The organism is Haloarcula ordinaria, assembly GCF_029338275.1.
Classification (GTDB): domain Archaea; phylum Halobacteriota; class Halobacteria; order Halobacteriales; family Haloarculaceae; genus Haloarcula; species Haloarcula ordinaria.
Genome location: NZ_CP119789.1, coordinates 2,451,923 through 2,474,874 on the forward strand (window position 1 = coordinate 2,451,923; position 22,952 = coordinate 2,474,874).

Genomic DNA, 22,952 nt, shown 5'->3' on the forward strand with positions numbered 1-22,952 from the left:
CGACGCAAAGGCGTTCCGTTCAGCGCCGGGCGATGTCGCCCGCGACGTCGAGCCCACTGCCTACTGCCGCGTGGATGCGGCCCTCCCCCGCGACCCAGTCACCGGCGAAGAAGAGGTCGTGGTCGACGCCGCTAGCGAGGGTCTCGTGTTCGATTTCGCCCTCCGGTTGTGAGTAGCGCCAGTGCTGGTAGTCGGTCCAGTCGGGGTCCCGGACGCGGTCGTCGTCGACGAGCGAAGCGGCCCGGTCGGCGATGGTCTCGAGCATCTCGTCCGGCCGAACGTCGTAGTTCGCGATCGACCACGGCTGGTTCATCTGGACGATGAGGAGACTCTCACCGTCCGGCACGTGGCCTGGCTTGCACTCTTCACGCGAGAGCCAGCCGATATCGTGGTCTTTGTCCGTGTTCACCGCGCCGTACCACGGCATGTCGAGTTCGAACGGGTAGTGCAGGACGCCGGTGACGACTGTCCGATAGGGGACCGACGCGATGGCCTGTCTGAGCGCGCGACGGTCGTCGTGGTCCCAGGCCGCCTGACCCAGCAGGTCGGCAGTCTGTGGCGCAGGCGGGGTCAGGAGGACGGCGTCGAATGCCCCGTGGTCGTGGCCCTCGTCGTCGACGACCCGCCAGCTGTCGGCGTGCCGGTCCAGCGTCTCGACCCTGACTTCGTTGTGGACCTCGGCGTCCGTCGCGGCGAACAGCCGTTTCGCGAGTTGCGTGATACCGGCCTCGTAGGTCCACTTGTGCGCGTCGGCGTCCCGCCCCTCGCCGAGGTCGCCAGCCGCATCGAAGACGTACACCGGCTCTTCGATGTCCACGAGACCGTCGGTGGGCAGCTGCTCGGTCACGAGGTCCGTCACCCGGTCGTCGCTCGGTTTGAGGTAGTTCGCGCCGTACTCGTAGACGCAGTCGTTCTTCCGCCGCGTCGCCGCGCGCCCGCAGACGCCCCGGCTCTTCTCGAAGACGGTGACTTCGACGGGGTCGCCACGGAGTGCGTACGTCGCCGCGGCGCCGGCCGCTCCTGCGCCGACGACTGCCACCTGTTCGGTCATATCGATTGACACACGGGCGGCGAGTAAAAAGCCATCCCCACACACGTCAGGGGGTCAGTGCTGGGCAGCGAGCGCCTCGAGGGCCGTGAACCCGTCGGCGAGGAGCGGGTCACCGTGCCCCATCGCGGCCACCTCGAACGGGGGAATCCGCGCGGCGAGGTCGACGACGCTGGCCCGGAGCTCGACCATGTCGTACGAATCGAACCGGATCGGCGTCGTCAGCGCGCCGTCGTCCTCCCAGACGAGGTCCCCCAGGAACGCCGCCGCAGCGTCTTCGTGATGATAGACGACGTGACCGGGGTTGTGGCCCGGAGTGGTGTGCGCCGTGAATCGCCCGACGGTGTCCCCGTCCTCGACGGGGTAGAGGTCCACGTCCGGCAGCGGGAACAGCTGCCGGGCGACCCGGTGGAACAGCCCCTTGTGGTGGAGCCACGCCGGGTCGCTGTCGCCGTTCAGCAGGTCGAGGTCTGCCGTACCGACGTACACCGGGCCGTCGAACTCAGGGACGAGGCGGTTCAATCCGCCGACGTGGTCCAGGTCGTAGTGGGTTATCAGCACCCGGTCGAGGTCCCCGGGCGCGTAGCCGACCGCCGCCAGTTCGTCGACGATTGTCGGTTCGTTCCACCAGAGACCGGTGTCGACGAGGGTGAGGTCGCCGTCCGCGTCCCCAAGTGCCGTCTCGTCGACCAGATAGGCGTTCGAGGCGAACGGTGGGAACAGCCCGAGCTCCAGTAGCCACACGCCCTCGCGGAGTCGACGGACCATACAGACAGGACGGGACTTGGAGGGAAAACGCTGCGGGTCAAATCTGAGAACCGAACTGCAAGGGCACGACACAGATGCGCCCCCAGGGGGTGATTACACCGGCGTCACCTGCTATCCCCGACGCCGCCTGAAGGATATCCCTGTGCGGGTCGAACGTCTATCCGAGTTACCTAATGAGCGATTCTCGCACACACGTACTCGTCGTCGGAGCGACAGGAAACCAGGGCGGCGCCGTCGTCGACCACCTGCTGGCAAGCGACCAGGACTTCGCGGTCAGCGGACTCACCCGCGACGCGTCCAGCGACGCGGCACAGGCGCTGTCGGACCGCGGCGTCTCGATGGTCGAGGGCGACCTCGGCGACCCGGAGACGCTACGTGGCCCCGTCGGCGACGCTGACGCGGTCTTCGCGGTGACGAACTTCTGGACGCAGGGGTACGACGCGCAGGTCGAACAGGGCAAGAACATCGCGACCGTCGCCGCCGAGGAGGGCGTCGACCACCTCGTCTTCTCCGGGGTCGGCAGCCACGACGAGGACACCGGAATCCCCCACTTCGATACAGCCGAAGAAATCGACCAGCACATCCGTGACCTGGACCTCGACTGGACGGTTCTCAAGCCGGTCTTCTTCTTCGAGAACCTCGAGGCGTTCGCCGAGGACATCGTCGAGGACGGCACGCTCGCGCTCCCGCTCGCCGAGGGCGTGGGCCTCCAGATGGTGAGCAACGACGACGTGGGCCGCGCCGCTGCCGTCGCCCTCGCGAATCCGGGCGACTTCGTCGGTGAGGCAATCGATCTCGCGGGCGACGAGCGGACCCTCGAAGAGACGGCCGCCGTCCTCTCGTCGGTCACCGGCGTCGACGTCGAGGCCGTCCACGTCCCCATCGAGGACGCCTACGAGACCTTCGGCGAGGAGTTCACCGTGATGTGCGAGTGGTTCAACGAGGTCGGCTACTCGGCCGACGTCGACGCGCTGGAAGACCGGTTCGGGTTCGAGTTCACGGACCTCGAGACGTACCTCGAAGACCACGGCTGGGCGGACAAGGACGGTATGGCCAGCGTCCCCGGCTGGGTCAAGGCGATGCAGTAAGCGCGGTCACTCGACGCGACCCTCTCATCACCCGGTTCTCGACAGGCACACAGTCAGGTCCCGTGTTGCGTCGCCGAAAGCCCGATAGCCACCCGTCCAGTCTGTGAGCCCGTGAACCGACTCAACCTCACCGCCGGGGTACTCTGTCTCCTCGGGGTTACGTCCGTGGCGCTGCTCTCTGGCGCAGAGTCGGTCTGGGCGAGTGACGGGGCGCTTCTCTTCGCTGGTGGGCTCGTCCTCGCTGGCCTCCTCTTCCTCCTCGCAGCGAACGGACGCACCGCCGCCGTCGCGGGTCGGCGGGTCGACCTCCACGACTGCAGCGGCCTCGGCGACGTCGCCGTCGGAGTGGCCATCTTCGGCGGCCTGGCGAGCATCCCGCCAGGGGTCGACGGGTCGGTATACACGCTACTGGTCGTTGTCGGTGGGACGAGCGTCGTACTCTTCGGTGTCGTGGGACTCGCCGAGAAGTACGACCGGCTGTAGTCAGTCTAGCCGCTTCGAGACGTACGGCCCGTCTTGCTGGTAGTCGAGTTTGTTCCGGTAGTACTCACGGACGCCGATGCCCGAGATGACCGCAATCTTCGAGAAGCCCGCGTCGCGCGCGAGCTCCTCGGCCTTCGCGAGGAGTCGCTTGCCGTAGCCCCTGTGCTGGTGATCCCCGTCTGCGCCCTGCTCGCCGATGCCCACCGAGTTGCCGTAGACGTGGAGTTCCCGGACCAGCGCGGCGTCCTGAAGCTCCGCTCGGACCGGCTGATTCGGGAACCTGAGGCGGCAGAATCCCACGAGCACGTCGGTCTCGAAATCCTCGAAGGAGATGAAATGCTCCGTACCGCCACACGCGTCGTAGGTCATCACGTCGAGGTCGACGTCCTCGGCGACCTCGTCGCTGTGGCCCGCCTCGCGACAGCGGATGCAGTCGCAGGTCCAGCCGTGTTTCTCCATCTCTTTCCAGGCGAGTTGCCGGAGGTTGGACTTCCAGACCCCGCCCTCGATGAAGTCCGCAGGGATGTCGCGCTGGACGCGCTGGAGGCGCGTGTAGCGGGGAATCATGTCCTTGATCTCCGCGACGAGCTCCGCGGCCTCCTGGTTACCCAGCGGCTCGAACTCGTCTTTGCGCCACCAGTCGTAGGTGACGGTGCCCTCGACGACGAGCGTCGGATATATCTTGAGATAGTCCGGGCGCCACTGCGAGTCCTCGAAGATGCGTCGGAAGTCCTCCAGACACATCTCCTTCGACATCCCGGGCTGGCCGGGCATCATGTGGAAGCCGACTTTGAACGCCGAGTCCCGGAGCCGCTGATTCGCGTCGATGGAGGCCTGGACGCCGTGACCGCGGTGCATCTCGCGGTTGATGCGCTCGAAGGTGGTCTGGACGCCCACCTCGACCTTCGTGCCGCCGAGGTCGAGCATCCGGTCGATCTGCTCTGGGTCACACCAGTCGGGCTTTGTCTCGAACGTCGTCGCGACGTTCCGGACGTCGGCCGTCTCGTTCTCGGCGATGACGTCCTCCAGATAGCGCCACTCGTAGTCGTCGGCGGACTCGGCGAACGAGATACCCTCGGCGGGGCTGGGGTCGGCGTCGACGTCGAAGTCGTTCATCGCCTCCAGGGCGCGCTTGACGAACCACTCCTGGTAGTCGTGGCTCCGGGCGGTCATCGTCCCGCCCATCAGGATGAGTTCGGCCTTGTCGACTGGATGGCCGATCTCCCGGAGCTGGTTGAGCCGCAGCGTGACCTGCCCGTAGGGGTCGTAGTCGTTCTGTTCGCCGCGCGCCGCGGCCGGCTCGTGACCCGTGTAGGACTGCGAGGAGGAGAACTCCGAGTCCGGGCCGCCGGGACAGTAGAGACACTTCCCGTGGGGGCAGCGCTCGGGCGAGGTCATGATGGCGATGGGTGAGACGCCCGATGCGGTGCGGACGGGCTTGCGCTGGAGCACCTCTTCCAGGACCTCGCGGTGCTCCTGAGGGGCGTAGTCGAGCAGTTCGGAGTTCTGGGGGACCTTCGGGGCAGAGTACTCCCGGCAGACGTCGATCTTGGCGGACTCGACGTCGTCGCGTTCCACGTCCCCGGCGAGGATGCGGTCGACCAGCTCCGCACACACCTGCTGGAAGGCTTCGGTTTCCTCCGGGTCCGGCGTCTCCGTGCTCATCGGTTGGTCGGATTTCGTCGTCTCGCGTGAATAAGCGTGTCGCTCGGGTCCGCGCGGTGGGCGTGTCCATCTGTGCGATTCCCGTTCGAAGGTCGTCAGCCGCGACTGCACTCGGGTCGCCGCCCCACCCAAGGCTAATACTCGTGTCAACCGTTGCATCACGCATAGTGTTCCCGCATGAGCATTTCATCGTCGCCGCCCTCCCTGTGTTCGCGTACGTGGCCGTTCGTGACGGCAGTCTCCCGGACCGAAGGTTGGTCGCAGTCGTGTTCGTCGGGAGCCAGTTCCCGGACCTGATAGACAAGCCACTCGCCCACCAGCTCCAGGTACTGCCCTCCGGTCGGGTGTTCATGCACTCGCTCCCGTTCGCCGTGCCGATCGCTGTCGGCGTCGCCATCTACGGCTGGAAAACCGGCCGGCTCAGAGCTGGAGTCGCCTTTGGCGTCGCCTACGTCTCCCACCTGATCGGGGACAACCACGAATCGCTGCTCGCGGCGAACCCGACGGTCCCTTCGGACCTCCTGTGGCCGTTTGTGCCGGCGGTCACCAGACCGGCGATTCCGTTCTGGGCCGGTCCGAACTCGATCAACGTCGCGCTCTGGACGACGTTTTCGGTGGTGGTCCTGGTCTCGCTGGGCTACGGGTTGGCACTGGACGTGGCAGAACAGCTCCGGAGCAATTCAAGCGGGCGGGGATGACGGCTAGTCGTCCCAGTAGTCGACTTCGGCGTCAAGGTCGAGCAGTTTCGAGAAGTCCCGCTCGCTCGCTTCGCCACCCGGCGGCGAACCCGCGAACACGTTGAGAGCGTTTCGCGTCGGCATGTACGTGACGTCGGGATCGTTCATCTCCGAGACGACGAGCACGCGGAGCCCGTCCTCCCCGGCCTCGACTTCGTGTGTGTGCTCCGTCCCGGTCGGCAGCGCCACGTAGTCGCCCGATTCGAGCGCGTGTTCGTCGCCGTCCTCGCCGAGAAAGAGCGTCCCGCCACCGTCGAGGACGAAGAGAGCCTCCTCGTTGGCGAAGTGGCTGTGTGGCGGCCAGGTACGCTTGCCGGCTGGAATCTGGTAGAGACTCGTCCCGAGCGCCTCGCCGCCTGCGGCCGCGCCCAGCTGCTTGCGCCGGAACTGCCGGTCGCCGTGGTCGTAGTCGGTCCACTCGAGGTCCGAGACGTTGACGGGGCCGTTGCTCATGGTCCCGAGTGGAGCGCAGCGGTGAAAAAGTCTGGCTGGGTTACAGGCGGTCCGAGAGGACCTTCAGCGTCGCGTCGAGGACCGCGCCGCGTTCGCCGGCGAGGTACCGGACCGAACCCTCGCGGACGCTCCGGGTAGCGACGCCGCCTTCGGGCGCTTCGTCCGCGACCATGTCGGACAGGTCGTGGAGGTCGACGTCGGCGTCCGTCCGGACGTACAGCGTGTCCGTCGAGATGCCGACCAGCGCGTCGCCCTCGTCACGGATGTCGCGGTGGAGCTCGTCCAGGAGGAGCGTCTCCGGCGGGAACTCGTACTGGTGCGAGAAGGCGTCCGTGTCGAGGACCGCGATTCGCGCGTCGCCGACGGTCTGGTAATCGAGGTTCGCGCGAGCGGTCGCGACCTCCTGGTCGACCTTCTCGCGGAACTGCTCGGCGATGTGGCCCGCCAGGCCACCGATGTCGTCCTCGTCGTCGCCGAAGACGAGGTCGGTGATGAGCTCGCGCTTGTCCTCGTAGGACTGGTAGAACGCCTCGAGCGCGACGGCCTCACGGAGCTGTGTGACGGCATCGGCGTCGTAGCCGGCTTCGGCGGCAAGTTCGACGTACGCGTCCGGTGCCTCCTCCCAGAAGCTCACGGCCGGGAGGTGTCGCAGGTCGTCGCGGACCGTCTCGTTGACGTGTGCGGCGACGTTTGCGGCCAGGGTGGTCGCCGTGGTCGTCGCCGCGCCGGACTCGGACGGCGAGACGACGGCGTCGACGGCGTCTATGACCTCGTCGTCCACTGCGATGTCGTCGACCACGAGGCTCGGGGCGCCGTAGACGTCGAGCAGGTCGAACCCGTCGAGGCTCTCTCGCGTGCCGCCCGCAGCGACGAACACGAACAGCGGGAGCTTCTCGTCGTGTCGCTCGCGGTTGTCCAGCATGTTCGTCACGTCCTTGGTCGCGTCGTCCATGTCGTAGACGCCGCCCTCGAGCGGGCGGCGGTCGAAGTAGTGGTACTGGGCGTCGGCGCGGCGGTGTTCCTCGGTGACCAGCGGGAGCGTCGCGCGTTCGAGCGCGCTCCCGGCCAGGTAGCCGTCGGCGGTATTGGCGTGTCGGACGATAACCGGTCGGTCCGTGAGGACGGCACGACGGACAAGCGTCGCCGCCTCGACGAGTTCGTCGCTCAGCTGCTCGATGACCCCGTCCTCGGCCAGCGGCTCGACCGCTTCGGGTCGGGCCTCCTCGTCCAGGGCATCCGCGAGTCGCTGTTCGACCGCGTCGCGTTCCTCTGCTTCCAGCACGGTCAGGTCCGCAGTTTCGACCTGAATCTCGCCGCGTCGGCGCCGCACTTCGCCGTCGAGCGTGACCATGTCTGCCTCCACGACGTCGGGGTACGCCCGGACGCCGGCCTCAACGAACGCGGCACAGTCGACGGTACCCGTCGTGTCCTGGAGTTCGAAGACCGTCGGTCCCGACGTCTGCCGGATGTCGACGACCTCGCCCTCGAGCCGGACGTCGTCACCGACGAGGGATTCGAGGTCACCGATAGCCGCCGTGACCGGTTCGGCCGCGGATTCGGATTCCGCGTCCTGCTGTTCGACGACGGCAGCGCCGCCACCCGTCGACGTCGTGGTCTCAGTCTCCTCGGTGGCTCCGACTGACCCGCCGGCGCCGTCGACGCGGTCTGCGTCGCCAGCCTGACTCACTTCACCGGCGGAGCGGTCAGTCGTCGAGTCGTCCTCTGCCTCTTGGTCTTCTTCCGCTTCGGTACTGTCGTCCTGTGCGGCGTCGTCTGTGCTAGCATCTGCTTGCGTGTCCGCCTCGTCCGCGTCCTCGTTCTCGTCCTCGGCCTCGAGTTCGATCGCGTGGCCGATGTCGGGGTCGTCGACGAGGATGCCACGGAACTCGCGTTCGGACTGGCGAATGGACCAGCCGAGGTCGATGTTCCCGTTGTCGCGGACGTTCTTGACCTGGACGTAGACGACGTCGCCCGAGTCCCAGTCGAGGGAGTCGAGTCGCCGGTCCAGTTCACTCCGGTGGAGGAGGCCGGTGACGCTGTCACCGATGTTGACGAAGACGCCGAACTCGGCGAAGCCGTCGACGCTGCCGCGGTAGTACCGACCGACCGTGAGCTGGTCGGGTCGGGACCCGCGGAATTCGAACAGCGCGTCCTCCTCGTGGATGTCACAGATGCTTCCGTCGACAGATTTGCCGCAAATGATACACGAACCCATTGGGAGGAGAAAATAGTTCGGCCCTAAAACTGTTGTCGAATTACGCGCGAGAGTCAGTGGGCGTTCGAACGGCCGGTCAGTCGAACAGGTCGCTCTCGGATTCGACCAGTTCTAGCCCCTCAGCGACCGCTCGAGCCTGTTCCGGGAACAGCGCGACCTCGACCTCGCTCCCATCCTCGTCCTCGAACGCGATCTTCACGCGCTCGTCGCCGAACGCTCGAACGTCGACGCCCTCGACGTCGTAGAGCTTGACCGTGGCTTGCTTGTTCGACGCGCCGATGTTCTTGAACGCGCCGTCTTTCAGTTCGAGCATGAAGTCGTCGATGTCCAGACTCAGCATAACCGGAGGGGGGGCGCGCCGGGTACAAAAGTCCGCCGTCAGACCAGCACGGAGAGCGCGAGGAATCCCCGGAACCCGTAGCCGAAGACGATAGCGGCGGGAACGGCCCCGACGACCAGCGCCTTCCCGAGGCTGATATCGTGGATGACCGTCGTCCCCACGATGTAGAGGGCCGCGCCCCACGCGGCCACGACCACTCTGAAGCTCGGGGAACGGGAGCCCCGCGAGGACGCAGGGCGCCATCGCGTAGCACATCACCTGGACCGTCTCGCTGACTCCGCCGCGGTTCTCCGCGACCGGAACCAGCAGGAGCGTCTGGAGCGCGGCCGTCAGGTGCACCGTCGCAGGCATCACGAAGATGATGACGCCGAGCAGCGCCAGGAGCGCGATACCGGGCGAGAACTCGCTGACGGCGGGGTAGGCGAAGGGACCGGTCGAGACCAGGCCCCACTCGGCGAGCCTGACGACCGCGAACCGGCTGCCCTCCTCGATCAGGAGGACCGCCGCGGCGAAGACGAGTCCCGGTGCCTGATCGCCCGGCGCGACGCCCGCCGCGAAGAACCGACGCGGTCGGACGAGTATCTCGGCCCACGCACGGAGGACGGCGACCGGGCCGCGGTCGCGGCCGCCGGTCGGATTCTCGACCCACTGTGTCACGACCGACGGTTAGGCGTGGCCGACTTTGACCGTTTCCTTCTCGGAGCGTCCCACGCGCGCTCGACAGGACAGTCCCGACACGGGACTAGTCCTCTGCGCCGACGTTCTCGGTGCTCTCGAGACTCGGTGGGTCCGGTTCGATGTTCGCGAACTGGACGGCCTCCTCGCCGAGTTTCCCGACGCGGTCGTCGATGCTGTCGTCGGTAATTCGACCGCCGTCGATGCTGTTCCGCGCACGCGGGATGGCCACCTGGTGGGGGATGACCCAGCAGTCCAGGGACCGGCAGACCGACCGGAGGTGGTCGAGGGCGGTGATAGGGAACCCGCCGCCGGCGACGGCGAGCAGGCCGACGGTCTTGTGCTCGAACTCGTCGAAGCCACAGTAGTCGAGCGCGTTCTTCAGCGGCGCGGAGAACGACCCGTGGTATACCGGCGTCCCCAGCAGGATGGAATCCGCGCTCCGGACCCGCCTGGCGAACTCGACCGCGTCGCCCGCCTCCCGGTCGTCGGCGTCGAACACAGGGAGGTCGAAGTGCCGGAGGTCGAGCAGTTCGGTCGTCGCGCCCGCGGACTCGGCGGCTTCGAGCGCCCGTTCGATGCCGACGTGGGTGTAGCTCGCGTTCCTGAGGCTCCCTGCGATGCCGACGACGTGTGGTTGGGTCATATCCGACCGGACGTGCGCGACCGATAAACGACCAGCGATGGCGGCGGGTCTTGGCAGCCACCCTCATCGGCTGGTTTCGACGCATGCACCATAGCGTACAACACTGGCAGTCGCCTACGACGTCGTATGGACGACCGTCTCTCCGACGCCGACCGACGGCGACTGCTCGCACTCGTGGGTAGCGGCCTGACCGCTGGACTCGCCGGTTGTGGCGGCGGTGGCGACCAGCCCACGCCGACGGACACGGTCACGCAGAGTGATAGCGACCGCACCACCACGGCGGCGCTCGACGAACCAGCCCCGGTTCCGGCCGACGCGGCCTGTCCGGTGTGTCAGATGGTCCCCGCGGACTATCCGGACTGGAACGCACAGGTCGTTCACGACGACGGCCAGCGGGCTTTCTTCGACACGAGCGGGTGTCTGCTCGCCTACTACGCCGTCCCGGACCGGTTCGCAGCCACCGACGCCCCGGTCAGTGGCGTCTGGGTCACCGACTTCGAGACTCGCGAGACCATCGACGGGCTGCCCGCCAGCTACGCCCTCGAGACCGACCCCGACCGCGTCGACGACCCGATGCGACTCAATCCCGCGCCTTTCGCCGACCGGTCGGACGCGGTGGCCTACGTCGAGGCCGTCGACTACCTGACGACCGACGACGTGGTCGGTATCGAGGCCTTCGACCGCGACCTGGCCGAACGCTACCGGGCCCGGTTCTTCGAGGATGAGTGACATCGTGGCGGGGCAGCACGCGACCGGACCGTCGCCAGGGGCACCCGCAAACCGAGAACGTTACCCACGCGCGGCCAGACGGGTGACGTGAATGTGGCTCGAAGACACCACCGTCGAGGACGTGGCTCTCGCGGCCGCCGTCGTGCTCATCGTGAGCGTCGCGCTCGGGTCCTTTGCCGTCGACGTGAGCGATGCCACGCCGGACCCGGTGCCCTTCGAGGACACCGTCGAGCTCGGGCTGTCGATGGAGACCGAACAGGAGGCGGCGAACCGCGGGCTCGCGGTGCCGAAGGCGGAGATATTCTACTCGCAGTACCGCTTCGTCGTCGGGTACGCCGGCGTCGGGCAGGCGGTCGCTGCGCTGAACGAACCCGGGCGGGAACAGCAGTTCGGCTACCCGCTCGCGGTCTACGTCTCCGACTACAGTCGCGCGACGCCGACCTGTCTCGAGGACGGCTCCCTGACCGCGACGCGCGAGCCGGGCTGGGTGATGGCCCAGGACGCCACGTTCGTCGTCGACAGCGACGCCCGTGTCCCGTCGGGCCCGGTCGTAGTCCCGTTCGGGTCGGCCGAGAGCGCCGCTGCGTTCGTCGACCGGTGTGGTGGCGAGGCAGAGGGCTGGGAGCGCCTTCGTGACAGGCAGTTCGACCTCCTCCAGGCGACGGGCGTGCGCGAGCGTGTCACCGACCAGCGTGCTCGAGCGGACCAGCGTGTCGAGGCCCTCGAATCGACGCTGGAGCGACCAGTGTCGGTCGTCGTGGGTCGAGACGCGCCGACGGTCCAGGCGGCCATCGACGCAGCCCCGCCGAACACCACCGTCGTCGTCCCATCGGGGACTTACCGAGAGGAGGTCCGCGTCGACAAGCCGGTGACGGTCCGCGGACGGGACGCGAACCTGGTCGGGTCCGGCAACGGGACCGTCGTCCGGGTGCGGGCCGACCGGGTGGCGCTGACCGGGCTCGCTATCTCGGGTGTGGGTAACGCCACGCTGAACCGGTCGACCGAGGGGTACGGCTCCGGCGACGACGGGGCGTGGGACACGAAGATTCTGCACAGTTACGGCGGGGGCGACGCCGGCATCGCCGCGGTGAACGCCTCGTCGCTGCTCGTCACCGACGTGACTATCGAGACACCGGCGAACGGCATCCTGCTGCGCCGGAGCGAGGGGACGGTCGTGAGCAGCGTGACCGTCAATGGGACCGACGAGTGGCGCGACGGCTTCATGGGCGTCATCGCGATGAACGCGCCGGTGGTCGTCCAGGACTCGACGCTCCGGGGCGGGCGCGACGGGGTCTACCTCCACCGGGCCCACGGGACGGTCGTCCGGAACAACACCTTCCGTGGCGGCCGGTTCGGAACGCATCTCATGTACACGTCAAACACCCTCCTGGCCGACAACCGGGCTCGCGGCCAGCTGTACTCGGGCATCGTCGTCATGACCGAACCGACCGGGAACGCCATCGTGGGCAACGATATCCGCCACTCCGGAAGCGGCATCGCCACCTCCGGGTCCCGGAGCTACGTCGGGTCGAACGTCGTCGCGCACACGCGGCGAGGTATCTCGACGAACGCCATCCAGTCGCTGTACGAGCACAACGTCCTCTACGACAACGACGTCGGGGTCGTCGCCGAGAACGTCATCCCGTCCAACCGCGTCGTCGAGAACGACTTCGTCGCCAACGACCGACACGCGACCGCCGCTACCGGGCCGCTCCGCATCTACACCCACGACGGTCGGGGCAACTACTGGCACGGGGCGTACGACCTGACCGGAGGCGACGGGACGCTCGAACGAGCGTACTCGCCGACGGACACCGTCGACGGTCGACTCCACCGGTCGGATGCGGCGGTCACGCTGAGCGCCGCCCCGAGCGTCCGTGGGGTGCGGGCGCTGCGCGGGACGACACCGGGCTTCCGCAAAGCCAGCATCGTCGACCTCGACCCGCTCAGGGAGCCGGCGAACCCGGAACTGCTCACGGCTGCTCGTAACGAATCCGAGTACGGGGGTGAGGCGTCGTGACCGAGCCCTCGCTGACCGCCGAGGGCGTCACGCGCCGCTTCGGCGAGGTGTCCGCGCTGTCTGATGTGACTGTCACGGTGCCGGCCGATTCCACCACTGCCCTCATCGGCCCCAACGGGTCCGGAAAGACGACGCTGCTACGGCTGCTCGTCGGGCTCGACACACCCACGAGCGGGCGCATCGAGTACACTGGTCCGTCTGCGATGCGCCGGCTGGGGTATCTGCCCCAGCGGCCGACCTTCCGCCCTGGTTTCACCGCCCGGGAGACGCTTGCGTTCTACGCCGACCTGGTCGACGACGACCCGGACAGACTCCTCGAGCGCGTCGGGCTCGACGCCGTCTCGGACCGACGGGTCGAGGCGCTGTCGGGCGGGATGACGCGGTTACTGGGTATCGCACAGGCGCTGGCCGGCGACCCGCCGGTCGTCGCGCTCGACGAGCCAGCCAGCGGTCTGGACCCAGAGATGAGCCGACACGTGTTCGAGGTGGTCGACTCCATCGCGGCCGACGGTCGGGCCGTCGTCCTCTGCTCACACGAGCTCCCCCTGGTCGAGTCGACGGCCGACCGCGTGGTCGTACTGGACCGCGGCACCGTCGTCGCGACGGACTCGCCGGCAGCACTCCGCGAACGGACCGGTGGCCCGCTGCACGAGACGTTCTCTATGCTCCTCGACCACCAAGATGGGACTGTCAGCGCACGCGTGGAGGCCAGCGAATGACTGGGACCAGCGACCGGCTGTGGACAGTGGTACGGCGTGAACTCCGCGGCGCCGTCCGCACGCGGCTGTACGTCTTCCTCGGCCTCGCACTGACCGGCATCGCGTTCGGCGTCGCCCGGACTGGAGGCGGTCCCGCCGGTGGCTACGTCCCGACCGTCGTCGACATCCTGCTCGTCGTGGAGGTGCTCGTCCCGACCGTAGCGTTCGCCGTCGGCTACCGCGCCATCGTCGACGACGCGGTCCGCGGCGAACTCGACGTCCTCCAGACCTACCCGCTCCCGACCTGGGCGTACGTCGCCGGCGTGTACGTCGGCAGGGCCATCGCACTGCTCGCAGTGACGCTCGTCCCGCTGGCGCTGCTCGGACTCCACGTGGCGACGACGTCCGGCCCGGAGATAACCGTCTTCGCGAGCCACCGAGGCGTCGACTCACCGTTCCTCTACGTCCGGTTCGTGACGCTGACGGCGCTGTTGGCGTTGGTATCGCTGTCCGTCGCGCTGGCGCTCTCGGCCGTCGCCGGGTCCGGTCGGAGCGCCATCCTGCTGGGTGTCGCCGGCCTCCTCCTGGTCGTCGTCGGGACGGACGTCGCCCTCTTCAGTGCGCTCGACGCCGGAACGAGCGAGGGAGGATTGCGAACCCTCCTGGCACTCTCGCCGACCAGTGCCTATCGCGGTCTCGTCTTCGAGACGGTGCTGTACGTCGCCTTCGAAGGTCGGTCGGGCTTCGTCGCACCGATACTCGCAGCGGTCAGTCTCGTCGGCTGGGTCGTCCTCCCGCTGGTCGGGGCGACAGCCGCGATCGAGTATCGGTGAGCGCACGGTACCCCCGTGAATGGAATTGTAAAAATAACACAATATCGGATGGGGCGGCTCGGTTCCACTGAACACCGCCGGCCTGTCGCGAGTGAGCCGCCTCACAGGCTCTCGAGCAGTTCCCGGGAGATAGACTCGGCAGCGATGCGCTCGCCACCGTGCGTCGCGACGAAGTCGTCAGCGGCGTCGGTGTCGCTGAACGGGACGAGCGCGGGGCCCATCGCCCCCACGACGTCGGACCCGACGACGACCTCCAGCTGGTCGGCGGGCGCGAAGACCTCGCCACCGAGGTGGGCGGAGATGAACTGTGACCCACCCTCGGACCGGACCTCGTAGTCGACGAGCGCGTAGTCAGTGAGATACGTGACCTGGACCCGCCAGCCCCGGTCGCTCGCGGCGAAGCGGTGGCGGTACGTACAGATGGTGCTGCAGAACCGCGCTGGCGGGTCGTGGCCAGGCGGGCTGTTCTCGCGATAGTAGGTCTGCCCGGCCGGGCCCGGATGCTGGTCGATTATCATGCCACACTGGTCGCAGCTCTGGCCGCCGTCCAGGGCAATCGGTGCCGGGCGGTCCCCGTCGCCGAGACAGCCACCGAAGGCGATGAGGCCGGCCCCGGCCATCAGGACTTGACGACGGGAGACGTCGCTGGGCCACGGGTCGCTCATACCAGAACCTACGTGATACCCGCTGAAAGCCCTCGTGGTGCATCCGTCGAAAACGCTGCGTCCGGACTTGCCAGCCAATCCAACCCATAACGTATCCATGGTGATGGGTTGGTTACCGCGATATAGTATTGTGCGCCAACTGCAAAACAGTTATATTCGCTTGACCGGGTAGACTGTATTGTAATGAAAATCCACCGAAGCACAATATTAACTCGAGGTGACGTCGATGTTCGGCGTTGAACAGCTCAGCGGGAACGTGCAGGCGGCCGTGCTGGTGGGCATCGTCCTCGTCGAAGCGGCACTCCTCTACGTCGGATACGGCGGCATCGAACGCGTGGCCGCACCGAAAATCCGCAGCATGCTGGAGGGGTGACGATGGAGCTACTGGGAATGAGCGTTGCGCTCATCGCGCTGTTCGTCGGGTTCGGTCTGCTCATCGGTATCCTCTTCGGCTTTTTCGGGATGGGCGGGTCCTTCCTCGTAACCCCGGCGCTGTTGGTCATGGGCTATCCCACGCGCGTCGCGGTCGGGAGCGGGCTGGCGTTCGTCTTCGGGACGTCCGTCATCGCGACGCTCAAACACCGCGACCTGGGCCAGGTCGACTACAAACTTGGTATCTCGATGATAATCGGGACGACCGCCGGCATCGAGGTGGGAAAAGAGACCGTCCTCTTCCTCGAGGAGCTTGGTCTGGCCGGCGGCATCATCAGCGTCACGTACGTCGTCTTGCTGGGCGGTATCGGCGCGTTCGTCACTTACGAGGCGCTCTCAAGCAGGGGGTCGGGTGGGAACGATCTCGGACACGACGTCGAGGAGGACGAGGACGCGGAGGTCCCCGAAATCGCGAAGAAAATCCAGTCGTACCGCATCCCGCCGATGCTGTCGCTCCGCGGCGGCGTCCAAATCTCGCTTTGGGTCGTCCTGGCCGTCGCCTTCGTCACGGGGCTCCTCTCGGGCCTGCTCGGGGTCGGTGGCGGCTTCATCCGCATGCCCGCACTGTTCTACCTCATCGGCGTCCCGGTGCCCGTCGCAGTGGGAACCGACCTGTTCGAGATCGTCTTCTCGGGTGGTATCGGGTCGTTCCTCTACGCGCAGTCGGGCGGTGTCGACCTGAGTATCGTCGCCCCGCTACTGGCCGGGAGCGCCTTCGGTGCGCGCCTCGGGTCGGCCGCGACCGGGCTCGTCGACGAGGAGGGCATCAAGGTGTACTTCGGCGTGATGCTCCTGCTGGGGGCTGCCGCCGTCGCCCTCCGTCAGGTGGGTAACTACCTCGGTATCGAGGTCCTGAACACCGTCAGCTTCGTCATCATCATCGGCGCGGCCCTGCTGGTCAGCGGCGCAGTCGTCTACAGTAGCATCGTCGCTATCCGCGAAGAGTCCAGCACCGCACGGTCAGCAAGCGCCGACTGAGCGTCTCGGACGTTTTTTCCCGGCGACCACTCCCGACTAGTCGCACCTATTTTGGGTGTATTGTGCAATTTATACAAAACTCTTTTAACCATCCCCCTGCAACAGTGGAGTACGCATGGATGCAGAAGCGTTCCCAACCCCAGACGAACCGGTCGACGAACTCGCCCCCCGAGCACTCGAGCAGATGGTCTCGGACGGCGAGGACGTGACGATCCTCGACGCGCGCTCGACGGGCGACTTCGAGGAGTGGCACATCGACGGCGAAGGCGTCGAGATAGCTAACGTGCCGTACTTCGAGTTCATCGAGGGCCTCGACGAGGAACTGCTCACGGACGTCCCACAGGGCGACCCGCTGGTGGTCCTCTGTGCCAAGGGTGGCGCCAGCGAGTACGTCGCCGGTCTGCTCCAGGAGGAGGGCCGCGACGTCGTCCACCTCGAAGACGGGATGAACGGCTATGCGAGCGTCTACCACGCTGTCGAGGTTGAGGCGTACGATGGACCGGGCACCGTGCTCCAGTACCAGCGCCCGTCGAGCGGCTGTCTCGGCTACATGGTCTACGACGACGAGGAAGCGGCAGTCATCGACCCGCTCCAGGCGTTCACCGACCGCTACCTCGAGGACGCGGCCGACCTGGGCGTGGATCTCACATATGCGTTCGACACCCACATCCACGCCGACCACGTCAGCGGCGTGCGGGCGCTCGACGAAGCGGGCGTGACAGGCGTCATCCCGTCGGCCGCAGTCGACCGCGGCGTCACCTACGCTGACGACCTCCTGACGACCGAGGACGGCGACACGTTCTCTGTCGGCGACGCGACGGTCGAGGTCGTCTACACACCGGGCCACACGTCGGGTATGACCTCGTACCTCGTCGGCGACAGCCTCCTCACCACCGGCGACGGCCTCTTCACCGAGAGTGTCGCACGGCCTGACCTCGAGGAGGGCGACGAGGGCGCACCCGACGCCGCCCGCCAGCTCTATGAGTCTCTGCAGGAGCGCGTCCTGGCGCTGGACGACGACGTCCTCGTCGGTGGGGCGCACTTCAGCGATTCCGCCGAACCAGCCGCCGACGGGACCTACACGGCACCCATCGGCGACCTGACGGAGTCGATGGCGGCGCTGACCGCCGAGGAGTCCGAGTTCGTCGAGCAGGTGCTCGCGGACATGCCGCCCCGGCCCGCCAACTACGAGGACATCATCGCGACGAACCTCGGTCAGCGCGACACCGACGAGGAAGAGGCGTTCGCGCTCGAACTCGGGCCGAACAACTGCGCCGCCAGTCAGGAGTCGATGACGAGCGACTGAACTCGCTTACGCCCTGAGCCGGGCGACAGTCTCGCCGTCGCGCTGGAGCAAGTCTACCAGTCCGTCGGCGTCCAGGTCGTCGCACAGTTCCCGTAACCACTCCCGTCCGTACTCCCCGTCGGGCGAGTAGTCCACGCGGACCCGCGGGCCCAGGTCGTCCAGGGCCAGTTCGTCGTACTCTTTCAGCACCGAGACCACCCGTCCGCGCATCTGTCGCCGACTCCCCTCGAACTCGGGCTGGGTCGGCACGTCGGGGGCGGTGAAATCACCGGTCTCGTATGCCTGACACCACTCTCGCCAGGGACACCCGGCCTGGTCACACTTCGGCGTCTTCCCGCAGGCCACGCCCCCGAGCTCCATGATGGCGTTGTTCCAGGTCCGGGACTCGCCGTCGGGCATGAGATGTGGCGCGGCCGCTTCGAAGGCCGCGTCGTCGTCCGGCGCACCGAACGCCCGATAGTGTGAGAAATCCATTATACGATTCTCTGGGAGCCAATAAGGGGGGGAGACATCCGTTCTGTAGTAGAAGGCGACATTTCTGTTTGCAGCTATCGGAGGAACTGCGTTCGCATCATCCGCGATTCGACTTTACGGAGGTGCTCTGCGACAGTACTCGGTGCGCAGTCAAGTTCGGCGGCGATCTCCGCCTGACTGACAGTTCGAGGAATATCGTAGTAACCCCTGGTAACTGCCGTTTTGACGACCTCACGCTGGCGGTCTGTGAGCCGGGCCTCGACAGCAGCCGTCGTATCTGCGAGGCCGCCTACAGCTTCGATGGTTACGTCAATCGGTGAGGGAACGCTCTTCAATGCCTCCTGAAGTTCATCGTCAGGGCCAAACATCGAGAAAACAACGGTTCCATCCGGTTCGTACTTGACCGGCGGGACGACGAGGATTCCACCCGACGTGACAGGAGCGAACATCTCTTGGAGTGGACCAGTCGTCGTGTCCCGGACGTACACGTAGAAGGACCGAGAATCAACGCGGGCCACGTCGTAGCCGATCACCTCCGGAATGTCTCCCATCGCCGTTTCGAGTGCGTCGGCGTCGCCTACGATGTAATGGAGAATTCCCAACGCATCGCCGGTGTAGTTCCACTGCAGCGCCGTCGCTCGCTCGACGAACGACGCCTCGGTCATCACACCGTACATCGGGTGAATGTCGCTCTCCTTCCCGTGGGCCGTGATACGCACGCGAGCGTGTTTCATAAGTTACACGACACGATTTATAACTTAAACCCACCGAGTGGAATCGGCAGTAGCCACTCTGTTCGAGGCACCGAACCCGTAGGTATGGTTCGAACGCTGGTGACCGGAGCAACCGGCACACTCGGGACAGCCCTCCAGTCGCGCCTCACCGAGGCAGGCCATACTGTTCGGGCGGCAAGCCGCTCGCCGCCGGACGAGAGTACGGCGGACGTCGAGTGGGTCGCTCTCGATCTGGCTGAAGGCACGGGGATTCAGTCAGCGCTCGAAGACGTTGATGCCGTCATCCACGCGGCGACGGCCCCGCAGGGCGACACCAAGGCAGTTGACGTTGCGGGGACGGATCGCCTTTTGGAAGCCGCGGTAGAAGCTGACATCGAGAATTTCGTCTATCCCTCCATCGTCGGAATCGACGACATCCCCTTCTCCTACTACGAGCACAAGCGTACCGCCGAGATCGCAGTCGAGACCAGCAACCTCCCGACGACAATCGTTCGTGCGACGCAATTTCACTCGTTCGTCGCAGAGTTGCTTGACTTTGTGGCGAAGCTCCCCATATGGCCCCTCCCGACAAGGATTCAGGTTCAGCCGGTCGATGTCCGCGAGGTTGCAGATTGTCTCGTGGATTATGCGACGGAGACAGCTGCGGGTCGAACTGACCCTGTTGGTGGGCCGGAGGTCCATTCAGTGGGTGACCTCGCACGGGCGTACCGTCGTGCGCGGGAGTTACGCCGACCGATACTCAGAGTTCCACTCCCTGGTGGAACGACCGCGGCGTTTCGAGCTGGCCACGCGACCTGCCCGGAGCACGCAGTCGGGAGCGTCACGTGGAACGAGTGGCTCACAGAACAGTACGCGAGCGACACCGACGACCTGAGACGGCACAAGCAGGCCGCGGTGTGACCCTCGACCATCACATCGTCCACTCGCATATAACTCGTCTATGACCCCTTAGAAGTAGTTCAGCGGACCTGAATCAGACTACTGGAGGCGAGCAGTTATCTGATCGTCTCCTTCCTCGACTTGGACGAGACCGTCGTCGGCGAGGTCCGAAAGGAGACCTCGCAACCACTCTCGTCCGTGTTCCCCATCAGGAGTGTAATCCACTCGGATCCGATGACCAAGTGTGTCCAGATCCATCTCGTCGTGTTCACCGAGAAGCCGAACGATCCGCCCGCGGAACTGGCGACGGCTTCCCTCGAAGCTCGGTTGGGTTGGTACATCCGGCGCGGTGAAGTCGCCGGTCTGGTACGCGTGACACCACTCGCGCCACGGGCAACCGGCCTCATCGCACCGAGGCGTCTTCCCGCAGGCGACACCACCGAGTTCCATAATCGCGTTATTCCAGATTCGAGACTCTCCGGGCGGCATAAGGGCGTTCGCAACGGTTTCGTAGTCCGGATCGTCCGCATTATGGATTTCCGCAAACGCGCGATAGAGCACCCGTTTGACGTTGGTATCTATCACCGCCCCGCCGTTGTTGAACGCGAACGACGCGACGGCGTTGGCGGTGTACGGTCCGACGCCCATCAGCTCCGTGAGGCCTTCCGGGTCACGCGGCCACTCGCCGTCGTACTCCGCTGTGACCTGGCGAGCGGCCTCGTGGAGGTACTTCGCCCGGTTGTTGTAGCCCAGCGAGTGGTCGGTCCAGAAGCCGACGACCTCCGCCCGGTCGGCCGCAGCGAGGGCGTCGACAGTGGGCCACTCCTCGAGGAAGTCCTCCCAGGCGGCGACCACGCGGTCGAGCTGCGTCTGCTGGCTCATCACCTCCGAGACGAGAATCCGATAGGGGTCGTCGGTCTGGCGCCACGGATAGTCCCGGTGGCCGTCCTCGTACCACTCGACGAGTGCCCGCTGGACCGCCGACGGGTCGGCCGGCACGTCGCCGGGCAGGTCCGTCGCTGGCGACTGGTCGGTCATCCCGCGGGAGTTGGGCTGGTCCCGATATGGGCCTGGCGGTCGCCAAGCGGACGGAGCGGTCAGGGAATGCTCCGGCCCGTCGCGTCACTCGAACGGGTCGTCGGACTCGGCGGGCTCGTCGACCACGTCGGCGAAGACGAACATGGCCCCGTCCTCGTAGGGCCTGTCGACGAAGAGCCGCCAGCCGTGGGCCTGCGCGATAGTCTGGACGATAGAGAGGCCGAGGCCGGTGCCGTCCTCGGTGGTCGTGTATCCGTACTCGAAGACATCGTCGACGTCCTCGTCCGGGATTCCGGGCCCGTCGTCGGTGACGTAGAAGCCGTCGTCGAGGCTCCCGACCTCCAGCACGACATCGTCACCCACGTGGTCGATGGCGTTGCGGAAGAGGTTCTCGAACACCCGGAGCAGCCGCGACCGGTCGGCGACGATAGTCCGGTCACCAGTGACGGTGAGTGTCGCCGCTCCGCTGTCGACGGACTCCCACGCGTCCTCGGCGATGGCTCTGAGTGAGACGGGAGACGGGTCCTCGACGACGCTACCCTCGCGAGCGAGCGCCAGCACGTCCTGGATTATCGCGTCGATTCGCTCGTGGGCGTGGTCGATCTGCTCGACGTGCTCCGCGAGTTCGCTCCGCGCGGGCTCGTCCAGTGATTCGACCGCCGCTTCGAGCAGTTCGACCCGCCCACGGGCCACGGTCAGCGGGTTCCGGAGGTCGTGGCTCACCGTCGAGGCGAACTGCTCGAGCCGCTCATTCTGTCGTTCCAGTTCCCGGTTCGACTGCTCGGCGGCCCGCCGGGCGTCCTCCGCCTCTCGAATCTGCTCTCGCAGGGCGTCGCGCATGCTGTCGAGTGAGTCGTAGAGGCGGCCGATTTCGTCCTCACGGTCCGTCTCGAGGTCGACCGCCAGGTCGCCACGCTCCATCGCCTCCGTCCGGTTCCGGAGGTCGACGAGCGGCGTTACGGCCCGCTTGCCGAACACGACACCGGCGAGCGAGAGCGAGAGGAGCGCCGTGCCGACGAGCACCACGATGGTCTGGCGCACCTCGATGGCCGAGTGATAGAGCACGGACTGCTCGACGCTACTGACCGCGACCCAGGGAGTGTCCGCCACCGGGGCGTACGCCAGTACGTCGTCGTCGCGCTCGTCAGTCGTCGTGACGCCGGCCCGCGCCGCCTGGACGTTCGACTCGTCGACCGGCAGAACCGGTGACTCGGCGTCGGCCTCGAACACCGGCGCTCCGGAGGCGTTCAGTAGCACCGTCGTCTCGCGGTCGGAGACCTGAAGTAGTCGACGCTGTTCCGCGACGGACGCGACCAGGACGAGCACGCCCGACCCGTTCCGGACTGGACTGGCGAACGACAGCACCTGCGCGCCGCCGCGTTCGTACGTGTGTCCGGAGACCGCGACGGCGGACGGGGCGGTGCCTCTCTCCGTGACCTCGCCGGCGAGCGTGTCCCAGTCCGACTGGCGCGGGATGCCCGTCCGCGTGACGGAGGCGTTCGTGCTGGCGACGACACGCGGGTCGCTGGCCGAGGTGTCGACGTAGTGCAGCTCGACCACAGACCCGGTCGCGGTCACCGTCGCCTCTCGCAGGTACTGGGTGACCGCCGTCGGGTCGGCCTCGAACGCGCCTTCGGCGGCGTAGTCGCGGACGTGGGCCTCGAGGCTCGTCCGCCACTCGGCGACCGAGGCGGCCTTCCGCTCGGTACGAGTCTCTAAGTTCTCCGTCGCCTCGGCCGAGAGGTGGCTGTAGGTCTGGACGTAGCTCACCGCGCCGGCAGTCGAGACGAACAGGACAATCAGGAGGAGCACCAGCGCGAATTTCGCGACGTACCGGCGCTTGAGGACGTCCAGCGGTTGTCTATCGGACGAGTCGGGACGGCAGTCGCTCCCCGACCCATCCGCAGCAGTCACCGCGTCAGAGGACCCATCCCCCGCTTGTCGTGCCATGATGGTACGTCGCCGAGGACCGGTCGGCGGCGTAGTTACACTTCCGTACTGCGTATTTGATTTTAAGCGTTGTCATGTAGGACTGATAGAACGACCGA

22 protein-coding genes and 2 pseudogenes are annotated in these 22,952 nt (G+C 66.6%); 11 read left to right on the forward strand and 13 right to left on the reverse strand.

Going from position 1 to position 22,952, the window contains the following annotated elements:
• Positions 1 to 19: 19 nt before the first annotated feature.
• Together P1L41_RS12890 and P1L41_RS12895 are read right to left on the reverse strand one after the other, a co-directional pair.
• Positions 20 to 1,051, reverse strand: a complete 1,032-nt coding sequence (locus tag P1L41_RS12890; RefSeq protein ID WP_276296134.1) for an NAD(P)/FAD-dependent oxidoreductase — start codon at positions 1,049 to 1,051, stop codon at positions 20 to 22.
• A gap of 54 nt (positions 1,052 to 1,105) precedes the next feature.
• Entirely contained in the window at positions 1,106 to 1,816 is a 711-nt protein-coding gene (locus P1L41_RS12895) for an MBL fold metallo-hydrolase (RefSeq protein WP_276296135.1), read from the reverse strand.
• Positions 1,817 to 1,989: 173 nt separating this feature from the next.
• Between P1L41_RS12895 and P1L41_RS12900 the strand changes: the two genes are divergently transcribed.
• Together P1L41_RS12900 and P1L41_RS12905 are read left to right on the forward strand one after the other, a co-directional pair.
• Positions 1,990 to 2,904 carry an NmrA/HSCARG family protein gene (locus P1L41_RS12900; protein ID WP_276296136.1) on the forward strand — a complete coding sequence of 305 codons (915 nt, stop codon included), beginning with the start codon at positions 1,990 to 1,992 and terminating at the stop codon, positions 2,902 to 2,904.
• Positions 2,905 to 3,015: 111 nt separating this feature from the next.
• The gene (locus tag P1L41_RS12905; RefSeq protein WP_276296137.1) at positions 3,016 to 3,387 is read left to right on the forward strand and encodes a DUF7994 family protein; all 372 of its coding nucleotides are present in this window, start codon (positions 3,016 to 3,018) and stop codon (positions 3,385 to 3,387) included.
• Here the strand turns inward: P1L41_RS12905 and P1L41_RS12910 are convergent, their stop codons facing one another.
• On the reverse strand, positions 3,388 to 5,052 hold the full coding sequence (locus P1L41_RS12910; protein ID WP_276296138.1) for a tRNA uridine(34) 5-carboxymethylaminomethyl modification radical SAM/GNAT enzyme Elp3: 1,665 nt from the start codon (positions 5,050 to 5,052) through the stop codon (positions 3,388 to 3,390).
• Between the two features lie 164 nt (positions 5,053 to 5,216).
• Here P1L41_RS12910 and P1L41_RS12915 point away from each other — a divergent pair, with 164 nt between their 5' ends.
• Entirely contained in the window at positions 5,217 to 5,750 is a 534-nt protein-coding gene (locus P1L41_RS12915) for a metal-dependent hydrolase (protein WP_379789167.1), read from the forward strand.
• A 3-nt stretch (positions 5,751 to 5,753) separates the two neighbouring features.
• On the opposite strand, the gene P1L41_RS12920 is transcribed toward P1L41_RS12915, so the two are convergent.
• From P1L41_RS12920 to P1L41_RS12940, 5 genes and pseudogenes are all read right to left on the reverse strand, one after another.
• Positions 5,754 to 6,242, reverse strand: coding sequence for a cupin domain-containing protein (locus tag P1L41_RS12920; RefSeq protein ID WP_276296140.1), 489 nt, complete (start codon positions 6,240 to 6,242; stop codon positions 5,754 to 5,756).
• A gap of 40 nt (positions 6,243 to 6,282) precedes the next feature.
• Positions 6,283 to 8,457, reverse strand: coding sequence for a DHH family phosphoesterase (locus P1L41_RS12925; protein WP_276296141.1), 2,175 nt, complete (start codon positions 8,455 to 8,457; stop codon positions 6,283 to 6,285).
• Positions 8,458 to 8,533: 76 nt separating this feature from the next.
• The gene (locus tag P1L41_RS12930; RefSeq protein WP_276296142.1) at positions 8,534 to 8,797 is read right to left on the reverse strand and encodes a hypothetical protein; all 264 of its coding nucleotides are present in this window, start codon (positions 8,795 to 8,797) and stop codon (positions 8,534 to 8,536) included.
• 38 nt (positions 8,798 to 8,835) lie between these two features.
• Positions 8,836 to 9,454: pseudogene (locus P1L41_RS12935) on the reverse strand (YIP1 family protein).
• Between the two features lie 85 nt (positions 9,455 to 9,539).
• Positions 9,540 to 10,118: an NADPH-dependent FMN reductase gene (locus P1L41_RS12940; RefSeq protein ID WP_276296143.1), complete on the reverse strand. Its 579-nt coding sequence runs from the start codon at positions 10,116 to 10,118 to the stop codon at positions 9,540 to 9,542.
• Between the two features lie 126 nt (positions 10,119 to 10,244).
• Here P1L41_RS12940 and P1L41_RS12945 point away from each other — a divergent pair, with 126 nt between their 5' ends.
• From P1L41_RS12945 to P1L41_RS12960, 4 genes are all read left to right on the forward strand, one after another.
• Positions 10,245 to 10,847 carry a nitrous oxide reductase accessory protein NosL gene (locus tag P1L41_RS12945; RefSeq protein ID WP_276296144.1) on the forward strand — a complete coding sequence of 201 codons (603 nt, stop codon included), beginning with the start codon at positions 10,245 to 10,247 and terminating at the stop codon, positions 10,845 to 10,847.
• A 91-nt stretch (positions 10,848 to 10,938) separates the two neighbouring features.
• On the forward strand, positions 10,939 to 12,867 hold the full coding sequence (locus P1L41_RS12950) for a NosD domain-containing protein (protein WP_276296145.1): 1,929 nt from the start codon (positions 10,939 to 10,941) through the stop codon (positions 12,865 to 12,867).
• Positions 12,864 to 13,586 (forward strand): ABC transporter ATP-binding protein, encoded by a 723-nt coding sequence (locus P1L41_RS12955; protein WP_276296146.1) that lies wholly within the window; start codon positions 12,864 to 12,866, stop codon positions 13,584 to 13,586. The genes P1L41_RS12950 and P1L41_RS12955 overlap by 4 nt, the downstream gene beginning before the upstream one ends.
• Positions 13,583 to 14,398 carry an ABC transporter permease gene (locus P1L41_RS12960; protein ID WP_276296147.1) on the forward strand — a complete coding sequence of 272 codons (816 nt, stop codon included), beginning with the start codon at positions 13,583 to 13,585 and terminating at the stop codon, positions 14,396 to 14,398. The genes P1L41_RS12955 and P1L41_RS12960 overlap by 4 nt, the downstream gene beginning before the upstream one ends.
• A gap of 101 nt (positions 14,399 to 14,499) precedes the next feature.
• Here P1L41_RS12960 and P1L41_RS12965 read toward each other — a convergent pair whose 3' ends face one another.
• The gene (locus tag P1L41_RS12965; RefSeq protein ID WP_276296148.1) at positions 14,500 to 15,063 is read right to left on the reverse strand and encodes a nitrous oxide reductase accessory protein NosL; all 564 of its coding nucleotides are present in this window, start codon (positions 15,061 to 15,063) and stop codon (positions 14,500 to 14,502) included.
• Between the two features lie 226 nt (positions 15,064 to 15,289).
• Here P1L41_RS12965 and P1L41_RS12970 point away from each other — a divergent pair, with 226 nt between their 5' ends.
• The 3 genes from P1L41_RS12970 to P1L41_RS12980 all read left to right on the forward strand — a co-directional run bounded on the left by P1L41_RS12970 (position 15,290) and on the right by P1L41_RS12980 (position 17,779).
• Positions 15,290 to 15,436 carry a DUF7512 family protein gene (locus P1L41_RS12970; RefSeq protein ID WP_276296149.1) on the forward strand — a complete coding sequence of 49 codons (147 nt, stop codon included), beginning with the start codon at positions 15,290 to 15,292 and terminating at the stop codon, positions 15,434 to 15,436.
• A gap of 2 nt (positions 15,437 to 15,438) precedes the next feature.
• Positions 15,439 to 16,473 carry a sulfite exporter TauE/SafE family protein gene (locus tag P1L41_RS12975; RefSeq protein ID WP_276296150.1) on the forward strand — a complete coding sequence of 345 codons (1,035 nt, stop codon included), beginning with the start codon at positions 15,439 to 15,441 and terminating at the stop codon, positions 16,471 to 16,473.
• A gap of 115 nt (positions 16,474 to 16,588) precedes the next feature.
• Positions 16,589 to 17,779 carry an MBL fold metallo-hydrolase gene (locus P1L41_RS12980; protein WP_276296151.1) on the forward strand — a complete coding sequence of 397 codons (1,191 nt, stop codon included), beginning with the start codon at positions 16,589 to 16,591 and terminating at the stop codon, positions 17,777 to 17,779.
• Between the two features lie 6 nt (positions 17,780 to 17,785).
• Here P1L41_RS12980 and P1L41_RS12985 read toward each other — a convergent pair.
• Together P1L41_RS12985 and P1L41_RS12990 are read right to left on the reverse strand one after the other, a co-directional pair.
• Positions 17,786 to 18,238 (reverse strand): annotated as a pseudogene (locus P1L41_RS12985) (HhH-GPD family protein); the annotation flags it as partial.
• An 89-nt stretch (positions 18,239 to 18,327) separates the two neighbouring features.
• Positions 18,328 to 18,987 carry a helix-turn-helix domain-containing protein gene (locus P1L41_RS12990; protein ID WP_276296152.1) on the reverse strand — a complete coding sequence of 220 codons (660 nt, stop codon included), beginning with the start codon at positions 18,985 to 18,987 and terminating at the stop codon, positions 18,328 to 18,330.
• A gap of 84 nt (positions 18,988 to 19,071) precedes the next feature.
• Here P1L41_RS12990 and P1L41_RS12995 point away from each other — a divergent pair, with 84 nt between their 5' ends.
• On the forward strand, positions 19,072 to 19,887 hold the full coding sequence (locus P1L41_RS12995) for an SDR family oxidoreductase (RefSeq protein WP_276296153.1): 816 nt from the start codon (positions 19,072 to 19,074) through the stop codon (positions 19,885 to 19,887).
• Positions 19,888 to 19,965: 78 nt separating this feature from the next.
• On the opposite strand, the gene P1L41_RS13000 is transcribed toward P1L41_RS12995, so the two are convergent.
• Entirely contained in the window at positions 19,966 to 20,904 is a 939-nt protein-coding gene (locus P1L41_RS13000) for an HhH-GPD family protein (RefSeq protein ID WP_276296154.1), read from the reverse strand.
• Between the two features lie 84 nt (positions 20,905 to 20,988).
• On the reverse strand, positions 20,989 to 22,854 hold the full coding sequence (locus P1L41_RS13005) for a sensor histidine kinase (RefSeq protein WP_276296155.1): 1,866 nt from the start codon (positions 22,852 to 22,854) through the stop codon (positions 20,989 to 20,991).
• Positions 22,855 to 22,952 lie beyond the last annotated feature (98 nt).

Bases quoted from the DNA above. Each gene is read 5' to 3' on its own strand.
- P1L41_RS12975 (WP_276296150.1), top strand. From the start codon at position 15,439: ATGGAGCTACTGGGAATGAGCGTTGCGCTCATCGCGCTGTTCGTCGGG.
- P1L41_RS12990 (WP_276296152.1), bottom strand. From the start codon at position 18,987: ATGAAACACGCTCGCGTGCGTATCACGGCCCACGGGAAGGAGAGCGAC.
- P1L41_RS12895 (WP_276296135.1), bottom strand. From the start codon at position 1,816: ATGGTCCGTCGACTCCGCGAGGGCGTGTGGCTACTGGAGCTCGGGCTG.
- P1L41_RS12960 (WP_276296147.1), top strand. From the start codon at position 13,583: ATGACTGGGACCAGCGACCGGCTGTGGACAGTGGTACGGCGTGAACTC.
- P1L41_RS12900 (WP_276296136.1), top strand. From the start codon at position 1,990: ATGAGCGATTCTCGCACACACGTACTCGTCGTCGGAGCGACAGGAAAC.
- P1L41_RS12950 (WP_276296145.1), top strand. From the start codon at position 10,939: ATGTGGCTCGAAGACACCACCGTCGAGGACGTGGCTCTCGCGGCCGCC.
- P1L41_RS13005 (WP_276296155.1), bottom strand. From the start codon at position 22,854: ATGGCACGACAAGCGGGGGATGGGTCCTCTGACGCGGTGACTGCTGCG.
- P1L41_RS12965 (WP_276296148.1), bottom strand. From the start codon at position 15,063: ATGAGCGACCCGTGGCCCAGCGACGTCTCCCGTCGTCAAGTCCTGATG.
- P1L41_RS12930 (WP_276296142.1), bottom strand. From the start codon at position 8,797: ATGCTGAGTCTGGACATCGACGACTTCATGCTCGAACTGAAAGACGGC.
- P1L41_RS12945 (WP_276296144.1), top strand. From the start codon at position 10,245: ATGGACGACCGTCTCTCCGACGCCGACCGACGGCGACTGCTCGCACTC.
- P1L41_RS12910 (WP_276296138.1), bottom strand. From the start codon at position 5,052: ATGAGCACGGAGACGCCGGACCCGGAGGAAACCGAAGCCTTCCAGCAG.
- P1L41_RS12980 (WP_276296151.1), top strand. From the start codon at position 16,589: ATGGATGCAGAAGCGTTCCCAACCCCAGACGAACCGGTCGACGAACTC.
- P1L41_RS12925 (WP_276296141.1), bottom strand. From the start codon at position 8,457: ATGGGTTCGTGTATCATTTGCGGCAAATCTGTCGACGGAAGCATCTGT.
- P1L41_RS12970 (WP_276296149.1), top strand. From the start codon at position 15,290: ATGTTCGGCGTTGAACAGCTCAGCGGGAACGTGCAGGCGGCCGTGCTG.
- P1L41_RS12890 (WP_276296134.1), bottom strand. From the start codon at position 1,051: ATGACCGAACAGGTGGCAGTCGTCGGCGCAGGAGCGGCCGGCGCCGCG.
- P1L41_RS12920 (WP_276296140.1), bottom strand. From the start codon at position 6,242: ATGAGCAACGGCCCCGTCAACGTCTCGGACCTCGAGTGGACCGACTAC.
- P1L41_RS13000 (WP_276296154.1), bottom strand. From the start codon at position 20,904: ATGACCGACCAGTCGCCAGCGACGGACCTGCCCGGCGACGTGCCGGCC.
- P1L41_RS12940 (WP_276296143.1), bottom strand. From the start codon at position 10,118: ATGACCCAACCACACGTCGTCGGCATCGCAGGGAGCCTCAGGAACGCG.
- P1L41_RS12995 (WP_276296153.1), top strand. From the start codon at position 19,072: ATGGTTCGAACGCTGGTGACCGGAGCAACCGGCACACTCGGGACAGCC.